We start from the raw sequence: 18531 nt of genomic DNA, 5'->3' as shown, positions 1-18531 counted from the left end.
TTCACTTAAGCTTTTAAGAATCTACGGTTTTATCAGATAAAAGATCTGCTCAATCAGCTGAATCTGCGAGCAAATAAAGCATTTCTAAAAATATATCTGCCACGGATGCACGAATAAAAATGAACACTTAAGTTATTTTCAGTTTAAAGCTTTGCACACAGAAGTTCACTTAAGCTTTTAAGAATCTACGGTTTTATCAGATAAAAGATCTGCTCAATCAGCTGAATCTGCGGGCAAATAAAACATTTCTAAAAATATATCTGCCACGAATGCACGAATAAAAATGAACACTTAAGTTATTTTCGGTTTAAAGCTTTGCACACAGAAATTCACTTAAGCTTTTAAGAATCTACGGTTTTATCAGATAAAAGATCTGCTCAATCAGCTGAATCTGCGGGCAAATAAAACATTTCCAAAGATCTGGAAATTACATATAATTGCAGAATTTATTCAATAGAGGCAGACTTTAGTCAGCCTAAATAATAAAAAAACAATTCTTTGGCTTTAGCCAGATCTTACACATCCATTGGTAAAATTCATATAAATAAAAAATCGTGAATTCGGGGTAATAAACAGGCACATCAGCAACTTCCATGCTCAGTCTCTGTTTTTCCGCTTTTAATCAAAAACCTTATCTTCGCACTACTACAAAAACCTGACAATATGAAAAAAATAATTTTCCTCGTCTCCGCCGTACTGATATTAAACTCCTGTGTAGTAAGAACTGCTGCAAAAGTGGTGACAGGCGCTGCAACACTGGGATATAAAGCCGTAAAAGGGACAGTAAACGGAATCAGCTGGGCCGTCAGCAAAGCCAAAGGAAAAATAGATGAAGACCGTCTGGACGGAACCTGGAAAATAGTAGGGATATACCGCGGGTCCTTTGAAGATTTTTCAAAAGATCAGAATCCGGATGCTTCATTTACGTCTGATTGTACGGAAAGCTTCGATCAGATCATTTTCAAAGCTAAAAAATCGAAATTCAAGCCGGTTCACTGCAGTTCCGATAAAGAAGACTGGGTAAAATATTCCCTGGAATTCGGAAAGAACCCTCTTACCAAAGAAAAGGAAAACTATATTGAATACAATTCCAATAACTATATCTCTGTGATTGATGTCAATAACAAGACGATGGTTCTGGAAGGAAATGTAATGCCGAAGCTTGCCTTTTCCGGAGCCAAATTATATCTGCTGGAAAAAGTAAAATAAGATACACGCATTAAGAAATTATAAATTCCATCGAAAAACCGATATAAAGCCTGTCCATTCAAAATGAGGCAGGCTTCTTATTTTAGCTTCCCACAGATCTCTCAGATAGCACAGATCTTAATGGATATTCTATTTTCTCGCAGATCTGGCAGATTGAGCAGATTTTTTTATGGGCTTTGTTGGAAAAACGCAAAAGGCGCAAGTTTTTTTTACTATTATACTGCTTTTAAGGCGCAAGAAAATCAGAGATTTTCAGCAATTTTTACCATCTGTTTTCAGGATTGAAAGAGATGAAGGCTATTCCATCGCTTCATCGGATCAACGAAGTTGATTCTGTTCTTTCCTCTCTTAAAATCAGTATTGCCTATACATGAACCTTAGCGTTAACAAAAAAAGCTAAGCTATCATACCCATAAGAATTGAATTTCTCGCAGATCTGGCTGATTGAGCAGATTTTTTATGGGGTTTGTTGGGAAATATAAAAGAACACAAAGATTTTCAGCAATGTAAAATGATACTTGTCATTTGTTCTCTATCTCCGCAATTTTCTTTCCCTGTACCCCGAGATAATGCGTTACCAGCTTTTCATACACTTTATATCCCTCATCCGTATTGGTAAAGATAAGGATGCCTTTTCCTGATTTTGGCAGAACAATAGCAATACATCGTGTACCCAGGTCTGCACCTCCGTGAGCCAGTGCATATTCACCATTTCCGAGGTCATAGATTTCAAAACCTAATCCGAAATACTTATTTTCTCTGGTTTTAACCTGTTTTCCGATCATTTCCTGAAAAACTTCAGGTTTCAGAAGACTGCCTTTCATTACACTTACCATGAAATTACCGTAATCTTCTACCGTCGTATGCAGATCATCCGCAGCATTGGCGGTTTTTCCCTTTTCAAGCGGATAAGGTTCGCCCTTTTCGTTATATCCGATGGCAAACCTTGATTCATCGGTATTGTGGTCCCATATATAATTGGTATCATTCATTTTGAGAGGGGTAAAAATGAGTTCCTGAGCCAGCTGATCCAGTGTTTTTCCGAACCTGTTTTCCAGGGCTTTTCTCAGATATTCAAAGCCTTCTCCTGAATATTGATATTTCGTTCCCGGGTCAAAGAGAAAATTGAGTTTTTTATCGGCATTCATCCATCTCCAGTTGGGAAACCCGGTCTGATGAGACAGAATGAGTCTGGTGGTCAGCTTCTGATGTCTCGGATCGTGGGCTATATCCGGATCTGTCCAGTAGGCTGAAAGAGGTTCATCCAGCTTCCATTTTCCAAGACTGATGAGACGTAAAGCTACCATAGCTGTGACTGGTTTGGTAAGAGAAGCCACGTTAAAACAGGTGTTATAGGAGGGCGGAACATTTTTTTTAATTTCGCCAAATACTCTGATCTGTTTGAGTTCATGGTCTTCTATAATTCCCAGACCCAAAGCCGGAATATTAAACTCTCTCATCAGGTTTTCGGCCACCTCATCATTTTCAGAAGCTGTTTCTTCAGAAGTTTGCTTGGCCTGATGATCGAAGCTCAGTGATTTTCTAAGTTTCCAGATTCCGTTTTCAGGAAACCAGAAATTGGTAAATTGAGCTGAACCTACCAGCTGTTCGGGCTGATTGTTGATTCTTTCATAAAACTGATGGGCGCCATTCTGAATGACGGCATATAATTCTCCGTTTTTGTACATCGGATAAATCTGAGTACTGTTATCCACGAGAACCCGTCTGGATCTGTAAGTTTCCGGGGATTTGCATAAACCGTTTCTGAAATCGGACATGAATTTCTTTTTATCGGAAATACCGTCTTTATCATGAAAAAATTCAAGCCGGTCGCTCAGGAGGTTTTCCATCTGCTTAATATCACAGGTATTGAAGCCGACTGAAAAAAGAAGACTGTCTCCGGACATGATGGTTTTATAAATTGCACTGGTCTTACCGGCCTGAGCTTTGGCTGTATTCAGGAGAATAATAAAAATGAAGAACAGAAGCTGAACATACTTTGTCATTGCTGAAATTTTTTTTGACAAAGATTAGATTTTCCACTGTTTTTATACGGAAAACTGACCCGCCAAAAACCCGCCAAAGTCCTGTCAGGATTTATATCATGCTGAAATTCAGTTTAAAATAGAGTTTTTTGTTCCGGTCTATACAGGCAGCATTCCTGAGGATGATAAAGACATTAGAGAGTACGATCAGGATCATAAGGACCAGTGAAAACTGTCTTCCAAGCTTTAAAAAGATACCCAGCATAAATATAATCGGAGCCATGACGGTCCACAGTATCTGTACTGAAATAATCTGTTTTGCCAGACTGTTTCGCTGCTTCATTACAAACATCAGCAGGAGAGGGGCAAGGATGTTAAGAGGAGGCAGAACAACGAACAGCAGAGAAGAAAGATTGATCAGTTTGATCTTTGAATAATCGATTCCGGCTTCTTCTTCCTCAGCCGGGAACTCTGTTTTTTGTTCTGTTTCAGGCTGTACGGCATCAGTTTCGGGAGCCGTTAATGTGTCCTGCAGAAAACTTTCCTGTATTTCCAATGCCTGAGCCAATGCTCTGAGTGTATGTCCTTTGGGTTCCGTCCCGGATTCAATCCGCTGAATGGTTCTTACAGAGATTTTAGATCTTTCTGACAGTTCTTCCTGTGTCAGATTTTTCTGTTCCCTTACGGCTTTTAATTTGGACATGGCAGTGGTTATTCAGGAGAGGTTTATGGATAATTTCTGACGGCTAAATTACATTTTTTCAGATCCGGATACAAGCCCTGTACCGTATACACATTATTTCTGTTCCTGAAGATTTACGGCAGACCCGGTGTGAACGGCAGGCTCTTCTGAAAATAAACTTCGGGCAGGATAACTCTGATCTCCTTTTCATAGCCTTCTTTCAGCCAATATACAATAAAATTGATCTTTACACTTTTCAGTTCAAAATTTTTAGCTTTCATATCATCAATGGTTTTGCGGAACTGCTGGGAGAATTTTAAAACAGATTGTCCATTGGCCGTGAAACATTCTGTTCCGCTTACCTTTAGACTGTCTCCGCTTCTTAATTGGGAAATTAAAGACTGGTTGCCGATAAAATAATCAAGCCAGACATCTTTATAGGTAAGGTGCATAGCAATTCCGCCGGGAGGAGCGTAGGTTTCCCGGTCTTCCACCCGTTCCGTATTCTCTGCCGAAAGATGATCGAAAAGGCCGGTATTGGTATGGATCGTCAAATTGTTTTTGGCTCTTGTCATGGCCACATACAGCTGCCGTTTTTCCTGATCTCCGGATACATTAAAATTCTCAAGGAGCAGAAAGACATTATCGAACTCTTTACCCTTTGCTTTATGAATGGTAGAAACAAAAACAGTTTCCCCGTTTTCACTGAAAAAATCTTCTAATCTGGATTCCCGGATAAAAACTTCCAGATCAGATTTGTATTTTGTTTTGGGGTTGGTGGTCTCAAAATCTTTTATCAGCTTAAAACAGGAGTCCAGCCGGGTGCTGCTGCGGAAATTATTGATCAGTTCCCGTTTGGCATGCTCCCATACCTGATCACTGATGGTAAAAACATCATCTTCCTGATTTAATGCATCCAGGAAAAATCTGATCTCTGCAATATTATACAGATTGAAGCCGTCATTGGTCTGGATTAATTCTGCATGCATTCCCTTTTTCAGGAGCAGCCCGGTGACCTGTAATGCTTCGTCATTGGTTTTGGTGAGTACACAGGTGGTTCCGTGAAGTCCGGTATTGAGGATATCATTTACAAGCGGCACAATGAGGTGGATGTTCCGGTACTTCACAATCTTTATTTTTCCGTTATCTGTCTGTCTGGCAATAATCGGTGTTTCTTTCAGGCGATGAGAGATCTGTTTCACAAATTGATTGGACAGCTCTACAAGGTTGCTTTTGCTTCTGTAATTTTCAGTCAGTTCATGTTTTACAGCATTGTTTACGGTAATGAACTGTTCCAGATATTTTGAACTTGCTCCCCTGAATTCATAGATATTCTGATCGTCATCACCTACGGCAATCACCCTCATCTCTTCATTCTGCTCCATAAGGGCATTAATCAGCTCATATTCGTCATTATCCATATCCTGTGCTTCATCTATAACAAGAACTGTTTTGGTGATTTTGCTGGCTTCAACCTCTCCATTCCTTATCTTTTCAATGGTTTTTCTGAGGATAGCTTCTGATTTTTCTATTGTTCCTACTTTACCCAACAGATCAAAACAATAAGAATGAAATGTTTTGATATCGATGTAAAGAACGGAATTTCCGATCAGCCTGATCAGCCGTTTTTTAAATTCGGTAGCAGCAGCTCTTGAGAAGGTGACCATGAGGAGCTGTTCGTGTTTAACATCTTCCATCATAAGAAGGGATGCCAGTTTATGAACGAGAACTCTTGTTTTTCCGCTTCCGGGGCCTGCGGCAACAGCAATGTGTTTGGTTTCATTGTCTTTTATGATCTTCAGCTGGGTGGGAGACAATTCCCCGAAAAGCTGTCTGAATTTTGCAGGTGTAAGGTTTTTTTTGATTTCATCCTGCCTGCTGCTGTTAAAATATTTGTTGAGAAAGGAGGTATAATTGAGCTGAAAATAATCTTCAGCAAACTGGAGGGCATCCTGATAACTGGAGATCATTTTTTTTGCATATTCACCCACAATATGAATCTGCTGAATTTTATTTTCATAAAAATGATGCAGCTTCTGGTAATCGTCCTTGGTATATCTTTTTTTGTTATCCTGCTCGGTGCGTTCAATGGTCAGCCGGTTGTATACAACCAAAAATCCGCCTTCAATTTTAATGGCCTCAATTCTTGACAGATAAAACAGGGTATCTTCAATATCATGAATGTCAATATCCATTTTGAAGAGATTGGCACTGTTTTCATAAGCTTCCTTCAGTTCATGTACTGAAAATTCAACAAGAACCTCATCTTTCCCGGCCTCATTTTTTGCCATGTCCATGCTGCTTTTTTCATACAGCAGTTCCACGATAAACCGGGCCAGCTCATGTCGTTTTTTCAGTTTTTCTATCAGCTGTTCTCCGGGATGAAGCAGACTTACGATAAGGTGATTCTTTGAATGGGGCAGAGGCTGCCTTTTTACCCAGTTTTTGATCGCCCAAAAATTGACTGTGGTTTTAATTCTGGCTGTATTGATTCCTTCGCAGCCATTTTTTTCACCGTCCTCATTAAGCTGTTTAAGGTGAAATTCTTTTTGCTGTTCTTCCAGTAAAGGAAGCAGAAAGTTTTCAATCTTAGCGAAAGCTTCAAAGATGGTGAGCGAGCGGTTCCGGCTTTCACCTCTTTTAATAAATGCCGTAAGATCTTTGGCATCCGCTAAAATTCTTTCCTCCCGGAGAAGAGTGATGATATTAATGACTTCTTCTTTTACAATGCCCAAATGATCACTGATGTAATCTACCCTGGATTCGGCCGTTTCATCATTGGACTGCTTCCTGCTTTTGCTTGAGAAAAGTTTTTTAATAATCCTGATTCCTTTTTCTTTCTGATTTTCAGTGAATTTTTCAGAGGAATTGATCTTATCAATGGCTTCCTGGGCATTTTTGGACAGAATACTGTTGGCAAAAACCCTCGGCATATTCTGCCCCCGTTTCAGATACCCTGCCTCTTCCAGTGCAGCTATGGCTGTGGTTACACGTGTTTCAATCTCTATAACACTGTCATCCCAGCCGGCTTTCCGTGCAATTTCCAGAGCAGAATTGGATACGGTTGACCGGAATCGTGTAATGTCTTTTATGGCTTTCCATATCTGCTGTATCTCTTTAATGGAAAGCTTGGTCTGGTTCAGTAAAATAAAATGCTTGCCGAGGTCTTCCTCATTGAACAATACAAAACAGTCCGCGGTGATATTTTCATCTCTTCCGGCTCTTCCGGCCTCCTGAACATAGTTTTCAAGGGAGTTTGAAATTTCGTAGTGAATAACCATGCCGACGTCTTTTTTATCAACTCCCATTCCAAAAGCAGAAGTGGCAACCATGATCTGTGTTTCTCCGGAGATAAAAGAATCCTGATTCGCCGATTTTTCCTGCTTTTCCATTTTCCCATGATAAGGTCTGGCACTGAAACCGTCTCTGGAGAGTCTTTCTGCCAGAGAAAAAGCTTTCCTGGTTTTTGAGACATAAATAATCGTGGGACAGTTTTTACCTTCGATCAGGTTCCTGGCAGCCTGGTATTTTTCTTCTTCATCTGTTTTTTCAAACACTTTGTAATGAAGATTGCTTCTCGAGGCTTTTGAGGTAAACAGTTCCAGATCGAGTCCCAGTTTTTCTTTAAAATAATCCCGGATATCCTGAATGACTTTCTGCCTGGCGGTTGCTGTAAAACAGGAAACAGGAATTACTTCTTCCAGATTTTTCTTTTCCTGAACAGATTTAATGAAATCACCAATATAGAGATAATCAACCCTGAAATCCTGTCCCCATGCGGAAAAACAATGTGCTTCATCAATAACAAAACGGACAATTTTCCTTCCTAAAATTAATTTTTCAATACTTTTAGAACGCAGAGATTCCGGTGAGATATAAAGAATGGAAGCTGAGCCGTCCTCGATTCTTTCGAATGACCGGCCTCTTTCAACAGCATCAAGCAGCCCGTTAATAGTGACAGCTTCAGTAATTCCTATTTTTTCAAGATTATCAACCTGGTCTTTCATCAGGGACTGAAGAGGTGAAATAATAACGGTGAGCCCTTTCGAATTTTCTGCACTGATGAGAGCCGGAACCTGAAATGTAATTGATTTACCTCCTCCCGTCGGAAAAACAGCAAGCAGTGATTTATTTTCTATGGCAGCCCTGACCGCTTTTTCCTGGAGAGGTTCACCTCCGTACTGACGAAAGGAATCAAAACCGAAGAATTTTTTTAATCCTTTATGAATATCCAGTGCCTGGCTACAATAAAAACAGCCTGTTATACACGGTCTGTTCCGCAGCAGAAGCATGATTCTTTCTGTTTCGGGATAGTTTTTCAATACCCAGGGTGGTGTAATGGAATGAATTTCTCTATGCCTGATGAAAGAATGAATAAGGGACAGGCCGTAGGCGAGCTCTACCGGATATTCTGAAATCAGACGGGCTAAATCAGCATGGTCACATATCCCGTTCTTGAATTCCGTCATAATCAGTTTCCGGACATCCGTTTCTGCTCCTGTGTACCCTGCATAACGGAAAAAAGCATTAAACTCCCTTTTGTCTTTCAGCAGTAAATAAAATATCTGTTTCAGGGTTTCGCCTGTTTCCCTGAATGCTGTTATTTCTGCATAGAAAAGGTCTTTTGCCTTCATGGAGTCGTTCAGAGGATTATTAGTATCCTCTGTCTGAAGTTTGTCATCTTTCAGTAAAGAATGATAAGGCTTTGTAGGAAACAGGAGAGGGGACAGGAACAGTGTATCAATGATGTTTTCAGGGGGTATTCCTGCTTCGGTGGCCGCTTTTCCTATATATTTGATGTCATGATTGAAGATATTGTGTCCGCATATAAATTCTGTTCTGCTGAGAAACCGGATGAATTCTGTAACAGAAGTTTTATGAAAGAGTTCTCCATCATTTTTAATGCCGCCTATATCCAGGATTCTGAGGCTGGCGGGTTCAATTTCGGTATCAATGAATGCGATGGAACGGCTGTTATGTTCTGTTTCTTTTATCAATGTCTGTATATCTGGGGTTGGTGATTAATTTTTTGAACAGAATCCTCCGGATATCAGGTAAGATGATACCGGTGCAGATTTTCATTTAAGTTAAATTACAAAAATATAACGGATTGGAAAGCAACAGCAAAGAAAAACAATATTTCAGAGGAGAATACTATTTTGCTGCCGACTGAGCATTGGTTCATTTTCGGAGTTCCGGACTCATATTTTCTGGACATAGAATATTAAAAGTATATTTTTATGGTTTCAATTCCATTCAACTGTAAATATACTGTTCATTATTTTATTTTTATTACGGATTCCCGTAAAAGCCCAACTCGTGTTAATGGCTGTTCCCGAAATTGCTAAATATATTATTTTTTCCCGGTTTCGGGTACAGGATTCTTTTCTATGGTAAGTTTCCGGGTATATGTGTAATAGATTCCGGATAAAGAGATTACTATCAGTAAAGAAATGGTTAGCCATAGTATGCTGAATCCGTAACTTTCGGCAATTAACGATCCTAGAATTGGAGAAAGGAATAAGGCTATCGAAAATATCCCTCCGAATAAGCCCATATAGGCTCCTATATTTTTACCTTCTGCCCGGATAGACGTGATGGCTGATAAAAACGGGATCACCAGTACATTGGAAAAGGAGATAAAAGTAACTGACAGAACAATGAGATACAGGTCTGAATAAAAAGCCAGTATCAGATAACCGGTACAGAGTGAGAATAAACCCAATACCACCGTTTGAATGGTACTGAAGGTTTTTGCGGCCCAGTTGACCAGAGGCATTTCAACAATAAAAAGTAAAATACCACAATAGCCGAATATCATTCCGATCTCTATTTTTGAAAGTCCGGTATATGTATAAAACAAGGGAAGTGTACTGAACAGCTGCATAAGACACAAAGCATAAATAACACAGAAAGAAATGAAAATAAGAAATGCCGTATCCCGGTAAGGAGAGCGGAAATTCCGGGCGATAATCGTTTTGTAGGCGGGGATAGGCTGACTTTTGTTTCTGAAATACAGGTACATGATACTTCCGGAGATACATGCAGCGGCAGCATTTGCATAGAAGATCAGGTGATAGGAAACGGAGGAGAGAAAACCTCCTAAAGAAGGACCGATAAAGAATCCCAGGTTGAGCGCCAGCCGGTTGAGAGAGAATGCACGGGCCCTGTTTTCTGCTGAAGAATATCTGGTAATGGCAACAGCATTGGCAGGGAGAAAGACCTCACTGATCGTACTCTGCAAAAAAAGAGCAAACGACAGAAAACAGATATTTTTTATATGAGGAATCAATAAAAGTCCGGGAATACACAGAAACAGACTGATGACCTGAACTCTGAAGTGCCCGGCTCTGTCGGAAAACCTTCCTCCAAGATAAGCCCCAAGAATCGCTCCCAGGCCGTAAAAACTTAATACGGTTCCTGCTTCTTTCAGGGAAAAGCCCAGTTCTTCTGTCAGGTAAACCCCAAGAAACGGCAGAACCATTGATCCTGAACGGTAGATCAGCATGATAACGGACAGCATCCAGGATTCCCTGGCCAGTCCTTTATAAGCATCCGAAAAAAAAGTAATAATATTAGCCATACACGTTTTTTAGATCGGGGTATCCGGCCCATATTTTCTGAAAAGCCCGTTTTTTCCGGTACTTTAACGGAATAATCTCCGAAGCCTGAGAAATTTCATCTGCCTGGTCTTTTGGACATGGATGAGGGGGTATAATAACCCCATCCTGATGCAGAAGGTTTCCAGGTTCCGGAGGTTATTACATATTAAACGTTTCTGATGAGTAAGTAAAAATGATGGAGATCATAGAACTGATTATTTTTATAAACGGCATCTATTGAAACCCTTTCTTCAATGAATCCGCTGTTTTTAAGTACTTTCATAGAAGCTGTGTTGTATTCAAATACTCTTGCAAAGATCCGGTTCAGGTCCAGGTTGTTTACTGCATAGTCAATCAGTTTTTCTGTTGATCTGCTGGCTATTTTTTTTCCCCAGTATTTTTCCCCGATCCAGAATCCGAGTTCGGCACTTTTTCTGTAAACGTCAGGCTGTTTAATAAGGCTTATCATTCCTGCGAAATGCCCGTTATATTCTATTGCAAAAGTCAGCTGAGGGTCTTCTGCAGATACCATATCAATGAACTGAAGAGCGTCTTTAAGGGTATAAGGATGAGGAAATATATCCCTCATATTATCCCATATATTTTTATTGTCAGCTAATGTGCTTAATGTGGCTGCATCATCCACAGATAGCTTTCTTAAAATGATTGTATCTTCCATGGTAAATTAAATGTTTAAAGTAAATCTGTAAAACCTGATCATGCTGACGGTAGGAAAGAAAAACGGTTTTTCCGCTGATGGACTCAGATACTGTAAATATTGAGTGAATTTTTCAGCGGTTCCAGAGAAGATTTTAAAATATCTTCTACGGATTCTTTTCCTTTATCGAGTACATTCAGTAAATATTCGTTGGTAAGCCTGTTTTCCCTGAAAGGACGCAGTTCTTCAGCCAGAATACCGAAAAATTTCATTTTCTCCTCAAGACTGAACGCGCTGTGTTCCAGAGCCTGTGAAAGATCTTCCCTGTGCAGCGAGTTATACCATTCCTGCAGTACTTTTTTGTCCTGTACAGACATGATCTTTGATTCCAGGTCGTCTATATCTTCGCTCAGGAAAACACAGTTCTTCTGAATCATATATTTTCCGTCGGTTCCGTTGATATATCCGATCTTTGACGGAAGATACCTGGGAACACTGATGGAAATGTTATTCCGCCTTTTCAGGTTTTCTGCGATCTCTTCCATAATATAAATGTAACCGATGATTTCTTCTCCCCCCTGAAAGTAATCTGCATTAAGGCTCAATGCCATTGCAGCAATACCTATCTGAGGATAAAGCCATTCCGTAACAGACGGGTAGTTGCTCAGTCCCAGTTCCTTTCTCTGATATGATTTCAAAGATCCCAGAAAAGAATTCTGATACAGATGATTACAGTATTCCACATCTATGACGGTGCTGTAATACAGCATATGCTCAAGGAATAAATGAGCAATATCTGATGTAAGAAGGATATTGTTATTTTCTACATCGAAGCCTGAATTGATAAAATCCTGTACGACAAATAAAGTCCTGTTCTGAATGTATTCTCTTTCTTTAGGGTACATAAAATAGGCCAGGAGATCATCAAGAACTACAAATGTATTGTATTCATACTGAGATTCTGCCAGGGATTTCATCGCTCCGAAATAATGGCCCAGATGTCTGGGACCGGTTACAGGGTTGTGTGCACTGATTAAATTTTTTCTTTCCATTTTTATTAATTTTTTATGATTTGGGAAATATAGAGACCAATAAATTGGTCCCTATATCCTATTAAGGAATTACATTTTGAATAAGACTTATTCGCAGTCCTGTTTTATATCACTGTCATGAATAATGATATTTTCATCTACCATATTCATCATTCTGAGTTTATCTCTGGTGATCTCCAGGGGAGTACTCAGCATGGGCTTTACATTCTCAAAAACCGGAGTGGCTTTACTGTCAAGGGATTTTACTTTCCCTTTGATTTCTTTGGTGTTTTCTTTCAGGGTTTTCATTGCTTTGAAATTTGTTTATTCACAATCCTGTTTGATATCACTGTCGTGAATGATGATATTTTCATCTACCATATTCATCATTCTAAGCTTATCTCTGGTGATCTCCAGGGGAGTACTCAGCATAGGCTTTACATTCTCAAAAACCGGAGTGGCTTTACTGTCAAGGGATTTTACTTTTCCTTTGATCTCTTTGGTGTTTTCTTTTAAGGTTTTCATTTTAATAAATTTTTGATGGTTGATTATAGTAATTCCTTAATATTTGCTGTTTTTCCGAAATAATTATCACTGGTTGTAAGGCTTCTCCATTCGTTCATTTTATCAGATTTTTGCCAGATACGGATAAGGTCATTCCCGATAATGCTTCCTGCATTCCACTCATGATCGTTCTCAACATCCACTCTTTTAAGTTTTACAGAAACATAGCACTGGCCCTGGGGAGTGATTCTCATTAGCCGTTCTCCGGTTCTCGTCAGCAGAGGCTGATCATTAATCAGGCTTCTGAAAGTATCCTCACTCACATCATTTACAATTTCCTGCCACGCAGAATCGGCGGGTTTGATGATTTTTTCATCCACAAGCTGTTTGAGCTGGAGATTGGCTTCATACAGTTCCTGATTGTCGGGCATATCTTTCTCCAGATTCAGAGCCCTTCCGGCTATATAAAGAGGAGCGAAGCTGTACCCCAGCGGCTTGTAAGGGGCAATGAGCTTTCCAATATTATAGATGTCATTTTTGTTATGTTTGGTAAGTACAGTTCCTACAATAAACGGGACATGATGCCTGTGAAGCAGATCCATACCCTTCATCACCTTCTGGAAATTCCCTTTACCGCGGTACTGCTCACAGAGCTCGCGTGTTGAGCCGTCCAGTGTAGTCTGCAGGAAAACAAAATTCTTCAGTTTACTTAAGTAGATGATGTCATTTTCAGTTGTTAGGGTCAGATCAGATCCAATGGAAACCATCAGTCCCAGCTGATCTGCATACGAAACCATTTCGAGCAGATCATTTCTTCTGGTAAAAGGATCTCCACCGGTAAACCGTACATAATAGACCCCGGAATCCGAGATGTTTTTAATAACCGGAATCCATTCTTCCACAGATAATTCCAGGGAAATATCTACACGTGGATTGCTGAAATAAGAGCAGTAAGAACATTCTCTCGCACATTTATTGGTGCTTTCAATCTCTACTCCCAGGGGAGCGTAAAAATATTCATCCGAAAAATGGTCATCGGGAACATCCTCAAAATAGAAAACAGGACCTTCATTAAAAATCTGATTTTCAAATTCCAGACATATATCAACTCTTTTCAGAAGGCTGACAAAACTTTCGATCTCTTCGGGCGGTACATGGGAAATATCGAAATCTTCTGAAATTTTTTCATAGATCTCGGCGATACTTTTAGGCGATTTCAAAGCCAGGATGATCTGGTAACCGAGCTTATTGAAAAACCGGACTGATTTTCTTTTATTAATGAGAACAATGCAGCCGAAACCTTCTTTCCGTACCTTTAGCTGTGGGCTTAAGATGAATCTTTCCATATTATTTTGTTTTTTTGGTAGTTAAGTTTTTTCAGAGGACATTATAAATTTCTCTTTTCAGAGTGCTGATATGGCTGGAAAACTGATCTTTTACAGAGTCATAATTGCTGGTAATAATTTTGTCCAGATAGTCAATTTCCAGCCGGTTTTCCCTGAAAGGTCTCAATTCATCAACCAGTATCTCTTTAAGGAGGTTTTTGAGATAAGTAAAATCCTGATCGGCAGAATAAAATTCAAACACATTTTGATGACCTGCCGAGGTCAGCCAGTCCTCAATGACCTTCTTATTATCAATTTTCTCAATTTTTCCGATCAGGGAATCTTCATCTTCCGACAAAAAAATACTGTTATGCTGAAACATATACTCTCCGTCCAGACCTAAAACATAGCCGTTTCTTGCAGGTTCATACAGGGGAGGATAATTATAGTCGTTGTATACTTTTTTGATATTATTTTTAATGATATTCATAATATAGGTATAGCCTATGATTTCTTCTCCCCCCATAAAGAGTTCGGTTTCCAGCGCGAATGAAACAGCGGGGATGCTCAGTTGAGGATAGAGCAGCTCAAAAACGGAGGGGTACATATTAAGACCAAGTTCATCTCTCTGATAAGACTTGAGCCCTCCTAAAAATGAATTTTCGTACAGATAATGGCAAAACTTAAAATCTATAAAATCTGCATAAAAAATGATGAGTTCCATAATTTCCGGCATAAAGGAACTTGTGAGAACAATATGGTTCTTTTCAAAATTATAGCCACAGTTGATAAAATCCTGCAGTACAAAATAAGTTCTGTTTTTAATAGCTTCAGCTTCTTTTGGATTCATCAGTATGGCCATGACATCATCAATAACAAGATAGGAGTCATGTTGATCCTGGCTGTTGATAAAATCCTTCATGGAACCCCAGTAATGCCCCAGATTTCGGGGACCGAAAATAGGATTTTGTACACATACCTGTTTCAGTTTGTAGGTGATATTATCTTCCATAGCTTTGGGTATAAAATAAGTTGATAAATTCCTTTGTCAGTTCCACTTTATGATCCTGAATATCGCTCATGATAGAAGGAACGATAAGCTCCAGTATTTCTTCTGATTTAGAATCATAGCCCTGTTTTTTCATGGAGCTGGCTTCTTTTATATATGAGTTCAGCAGCTTTAATTTCTTTTTTTGTTCAGTAAATTTCTTTTTATTGCTTTCAAAGGCTTCAGTGATCTTTTTTTTGGCCTCTTTTATGCTGCCGATATCGATATTGTTTCTATGCTTAAAGATATCTTTGAAGAGTGGGTCGTTATTTAGGTGGTCATGAAAATCTTCTTTATATTCCAGTTCAATAAGAGCATCGGAATATTTAAATTCACTGCTCATGACAAGGCTTGAGCAGGCAAGGTCCATAAGATCGATCGCTTTATCGGGAAAATAAGAATCATTGATGTTTTTGGTAAGCTTAACGGCTTCCAGAACTGCTTCATCATTGATCAGGATCTTATAAAACTCCTCATATCTGTGTTTCAGTTTTTTGATGATGAGATAAGTGATATAGTCTTCAGGCTCTTCAATAGTCACTTTGTGAAACCGTCTGTCTAATGCTTTATCTAAAAAAACAGAACTCTGATACTCCATAAAAGTGGTTGCTCCGATCAGCTGGATTTCACCCCGGGCTATATAAGGTTTGAGCAGATTGACGAAATCTACCGATCCTTCGGAAGCTCCGGCCTTCATAATGGTATGCAGCTCATCAATAAAGAGGATCACCTCGCTGCGGCCTATTTCTTTCAGGAGTTCTTCCGCTCTTTCCTCAAACTCCCCTCGATAGCTTGTTCCGGCCAGCATGGTAGACATTTTGATTCCGTATACTTTTTTATTCCGAAGCATATCAGGAACCTCATCCCTCACAATCATCTGGGCTATACATTCTACAATGGCCGTTTTTCCCACCCCGGGATGCCCCAGAAGAATAACGTTGTTTTTAATTCTTCTGCACAATGTTTCAATAATTTTCTTGATCTCAATATTTCTGTAAAAAACCGGATCATAGCGATTGGATTTTGCATTTTCATTAAAATTAACAGCATACCTGTCAATTGCCGAAATATGAAGTTTAACGTTTTCCATTGGAGGGTAGTGCTTTAATGGTTGATGATGACTGAACTAATTGTATATATAATGTCGGGGATGCTTTGAAATAATCACAAAAGTGATGGGCCATATGAGTAAAGACTGATATGAATTTATAATCTGTATTGGTTTAAATTCCGGAGACAGACTGAAAAGAAGCATAGAAAAGAACTGCTGCCAACTTAAACCGTTTCAGTAATTTCATAGTATGACATGTCCGGTCTGGCTTCAGCCGGGAAGCAATTAAACTTCTGAACTTAAACAACAGAATTTTACCGTTTTCAGAAAGGTATATAGGTTATATTACAGATAAGAATATAACCTTGACCTATGATTAGTCTTTTTAGATCTATCTTACTATAAGCGGATGATTGATGATTAATTTTCCAGTTGAATACCCATTGATATTCCGGTAGAATCAGGATTTGAAGACGGATCTTCAAATCTTAATTGGAAATTACAGATTCCCAAATATTTAGAGTTTTTCTCTGCCTGAGAGTGCTCAGGCTTGTCTGCAGGTAAGCAGACTGCATTTTCAGATTATTGTTTTTTAGCGGAAGGTCTGTACCATTATCACAGAAGATCAGATATTGTTTTCTGTAACAGGGAAACAGTCTTTCGGTTATACAAACCCTGAAATACCTGTGCCGGCGACGATGTCTGCGGCAGTAAATTGAACTGCTTTTTTCATAAAAAAAAATATTTAATGTTGATTTGTTAATGCAATATACAAAATATTTATCACAATCAAAGGAATTATTTAATTATTTTTATTGTTGTCTGAAACCCTTTATACATGGGAGTTTTTGAATTGGAAAAACGTATTTTAAAGGAGATGTAATCAAAATAGATACTGATATATTGAAATACGGCGAAAAAAAATAATTCTTTTTATTTTCCGGAAGCCTATCTTTGTCGGGAGAAACCCGTCGGGAGACCGGATATGGCTGGTAAGGAATTTTTCTTAAAAAACAGAGCATCAGATTCCGGAATTAATCAACAGAATATGATCCTCTCACGAACTCCCGTTTTTATGCCCGGAGCCGTGGTCTTATTCATAAACTTTGGACTTATCGGGAATTAACCATTAAAAAGATTAAAAATATGTTTACCCATATATTCAGGAATAAGATAAAAACAATATTGGCTGTCATCTGTATCACAGCTTCCCAATGGTTTTATGCCCAGCAGCTGTCTTCTTTTAATGAAGTGTATAACCTTATACAGAAGAAGGATTTTTTTAATGCTGAAAAACGGTTTGAAGCAGAGAAAAAACAGTTCCCGAAGGGATATAAAGATTTCACAGAAGCAATATTGTACAATGCCTTCAATCAACCGGAACTTTCAGAACAGAAAGCCGCTTCGCTCTTCGGCTCAGGTTCCCCTCTTCCGGATTCACTCATGCTGAAGCTTTACAGAATCCGGGAAGACAATGCGATGAAACAGTATAAGTATGCATCTGCCGGAAATATACTGAAAACCATACAGGCCAAATACGGTAAACTGCTTTCTCAAGAGGAAAAAGAAGATCTTGAAAATACATTGAAGATCTGGACAGCACTGGAGGATCAGCCCGGACAGAAAACGGAGATCAGAAGTACCACAACCCTGAAAATGGAAAAAGACAAAGCAGGACTGAAGAACCTCAAGGTAGAAATAAACGGAGATTCTGACGGTTTTATTTTCGATACAGGGGCCAATTTATCCGTGATTACAGAATCTGCGGCCAGACGTTTTCAGATGAAAGTGATTCCTGCCGGCATTAAAGTGGATGCTATTACGGGAGCATCGGTAATGGCTGACCTGGCAGTATGTAAAAAGATGACCCTGGGGAATATTACAGTTGAAAATGCAGTATTTCTTGTGTTCCCGGACTCTGCACTGGCTTTTCCGCAGATCAGTTATCAGATCCACGGTATTTTAGGCTTTCCTGTCATTGAATCTTTTAAAGAAATACAGATGACAAAAGACGGCTATTTTATCGTCCCTGAAAAAGAAACGGCAGTAAGTGCTCCTTCCAATATGGCAATTGACGGGCTTACCCCGATGATCGGGATGGACGGTATGCATTTCAGTTTCGATACCGGGGCCGAACGTTCCATGCTGTATTACCCTTATTATCTTAAAAATAAACAGCTGATCGATCAGAATTATAAGACTGTCCCGATCAGTTTTGGCGGAGCAGGAGGAACCAAAACGTATAACGGAGCCGAAATTGAGGCTGTTTTTCATATTTTAGATAAAAAATTAACCCTCAATAAGGTAAGTGTCCTGAAAGAAAACTTCGGTAAACATAAAGTATACGGGAATATAGGCCAGGACGTTATTAACAGCTTTCAGAAACTTACCCTGAACTTTGATCAGATGTTCATTAAATTTGAATAATATCAGGAA

General features: G+C 39.2%; 13 protein-coding genes. 2 read left to right on the top strand and 11 right to left on the bottom strand.

Annotation, left to right across the window (positions count from 1 at the left end; all coding sequences use genetic code 11):
• The first annotated feature begins 663 nt into the window (after positions 1–663).
• The gene (locus AC106S_RS05520) at positions 664–1209 is read left to right on the top strand and encodes a hypothetical protein (RefSeq protein ID WP_482438083.1); all 546 of its coding nucleotides are present in this window, start codon (positions 664–666) and stop codon (positions 1207–1209) included.
• A gap of 521 nt (positions 1210–1730) precedes the next feature.
• On the opposite strand, the gene AC106S_RS05515 is transcribed toward AC106S_RS05520, so the two are convergent.
• From AC106S_RS05515 to AC106S_RS05465, 11 genes are all read right to left on the bottom strand, one after another.
• Positions 1731–3215 carry a serine hydrolase domain-containing protein gene (locus AC106S_RS05515; protein ID WP_482438082.1) on the bottom strand — a complete coding sequence of 495 codons (1485 nt, stop codon included), beginning with the start codon at positions 3213–3215 and terminating at the stop codon, positions 1731–1733.
• A gap of 91 nt (positions 3216–3306) precedes the next feature.
• Positions 3307–3897 carry a helix-turn-helix domain-containing protein gene (locus AC106S_RS05510; RefSeq protein WP_482438081.1) on the bottom strand — a complete coding sequence of 197 codons (591 nt, stop codon included), beginning with the start codon at positions 3895–3897 and terminating at the stop codon, positions 3307–3309.
• Between the two features lie 113 nt (positions 3898–4010).
• Positions 4011–8873 carry a RecQ family ATP-dependent DNA helicase gene (locus tag AC106S_RS05505; RefSeq protein ID WP_482438080.1) on the bottom strand — a complete coding sequence of 1621 codons (4863 nt, stop codon included), beginning with the start codon at positions 8871–8873 and terminating at the stop codon, positions 4011–4013.
• 356 nt (positions 8874–9229) lie between these two features.
• On the bottom strand, positions 9230–10459 hold the full coding sequence (locus tag AC106S_RS05500) for an MFS transporter (RefSeq protein WP_482438079.1): 1230 nt from the start codon (positions 10457–10459) through the stop codon (positions 9230–9232).
• Positions 10460–10644: 185 nt separating this feature from the next.
• Positions 10645–11157 carry a GNAT family N-acetyltransferase gene (locus tag AC106S_RS05495; protein ID WP_482438078.1) on the bottom strand — a complete coding sequence of 171 codons (513 nt, stop codon included), beginning with the start codon at positions 11155–11157 and terminating at the stop codon, positions 10645–10647.
• An 83-nt stretch (positions 11158–11240) separates the two neighbouring features.
• Complete coding sequence (locus tag AC106S_RS05490) at positions 11241–12188, bottom strand: hypothetical protein (protein WP_482438077.1); 948 nt, start codon at positions 12186–12188, stop codon at positions 11241–11243.
• 87 nt (positions 12189–12275) lie between these two features.
• Positions 12276–12476 (bottom strand): hypothetical protein, encoded by a 201-nt coding sequence (locus tag AC106S_RS05485; protein ID WP_153394110.1) that lies wholly within the window; start codon positions 12474–12476, stop codon positions 12276–12278.
• 15 nt (positions 12477–12491) lie between these two features.
• Complete coding sequence (locus AC106S_RS05480) at positions 12492–12692, bottom strand: hypothetical protein (RefSeq protein ID WP_153394110.1); 201 nt, start codon at positions 12690–12692, stop codon at positions 12492–12494.
• Positions 12693–12715: 23 nt separating this feature from the next.
• The gene (locus AC106S_RS05475) at positions 12716–14017 is read right to left on the bottom strand and encodes a radical SAM protein (RefSeq protein ID WP_482438076.1); all 1302 of its coding nucleotides are present in this window, start codon (positions 14015–14017) and stop codon (positions 12716–12718) included.
• Positions 14018–14048: 31 nt separating this feature from the next.
• Positions 14049–15008 carry a hypothetical protein gene (locus AC106S_RS05470; protein ID WP_482438075.1) on the bottom strand — a complete coding sequence of 320 codons (960 nt, stop codon included), beginning with the start codon at positions 15006–15008 and terminating at the stop codon, positions 14049–14051.
• The gene (locus AC106S_RS05465) at positions 14998–16134 is read right to left on the bottom strand and encodes an AAA family ATPase (RefSeq protein WP_482438074.1); all 1137 of its coding nucleotides are present in this window, start codon (positions 16132–16134) and stop codon (positions 14998–15000) included. The genes AC106S_RS05470 and AC106S_RS05465 overlap by 11 nt, the downstream gene beginning before the upstream one ends.
• A 1107-nt stretch (positions 16135–17241) precedes the next feature.
• On the opposite strand from AC106S_RS05465, the gene AC106S_RS05460 reads away from it, so the two are divergent.
• A complete protein-coding gene (locus AC106S_RS05460) occupies positions 17242–18522 on the top strand; it encodes a retropepsin-like aspartic protease (protein ID WP_482438073.1) in 1281 nt (426 codons plus the stop codon).
• The last annotated feature ends 9 nt before the right edge of the window (positions 18523–18531 follow it).

This window comes from Chryseobacterium sp. FR054 (assembly GCF_056844565.1).
The sequence above is the reverse complement of the archived record's forward strand: the minus strand, read 5'-3'. Positions and strand labels throughout refer to the sequence as shown.

Coding starts and splice junctions, on each gene's coding strand:
- AC106S_RS05475 (WP_482438076.1), bottom strand. CDS start 14,017: ATGGAAAGATTCATCTTAAGCCCACAGCTAAAGGTACGGAAAGAAGGT.
- AC106S_RS05515 (WP_482438082.1), bottom strand. CDS start 3,215: ATGACAAAGTATGTTCAGCTTCTGTTCTTCATTTTTATTATTCTCCTG.
- AC106S_RS05495 (WP_482438078.1), bottom strand. CDS start 11,157: ATGGAAGATACAATCATTTTAAGAAAGCTATCTGTGGATGATGCAGCC.
- AC106S_RS05470 (WP_482438075.1), bottom strand. CDS start 15,008: ATGGAAGATAATATCACCTACAAACTGAAACAGGTATGTGTACAAAAT.
- AC106S_RS05480 (WP_153394110.1), bottom strand. CDS start 12,692: ATGAAAACCTTAAAAGAAAACACCAAAGAGATCAAAGGAAAAGTAAAA.
- AC106S_RS05520 (WP_482438083.1), top strand. CDS start 664: ATGAAAAAAATAATTTTCCTCGTCTCCGCCGTACTGATATTAAACTCC.
- AC106S_RS05460 (WP_482438073.1), top strand. CDS start 17,242: ATGTTTACCCATATATTCAGGAATAAGATAAAAACAATATTGGCTGTC.
- AC106S_RS05465 (WP_482438074.1), bottom strand. CDS start 16,134: ATGGAAAACGTTAAACTTCATATTTCGGCAATTGACAGGTATGCTGTT.
- AC106S_RS05485 (WP_153394110.1), bottom strand. CDS start 12,476: ATGAAAACCCTGAAAGAAAACACCAAAGAAATCAAAGGGAAAGTAAAA.
- AC106S_RS05510 (WP_482438081.1), bottom strand. CDS start 3,897: ATGTCCAAATTAAAAGCCGTAAGGGAACAGAAAAATCTGACACAGGAA.
- AC106S_RS05500 (WP_482438079.1), bottom strand. CDS start 10,459: ATGGCTAATATTATTACTTTTTTTTCGGATGCTTATAAAGGACTGGCC.
- AC106S_RS05490 (WP_482438077.1), bottom strand. CDS start 12,188: ATGGAAAGAAAAAATTTAATCAGTGCACACAACCCTGTAACCGGTCCC.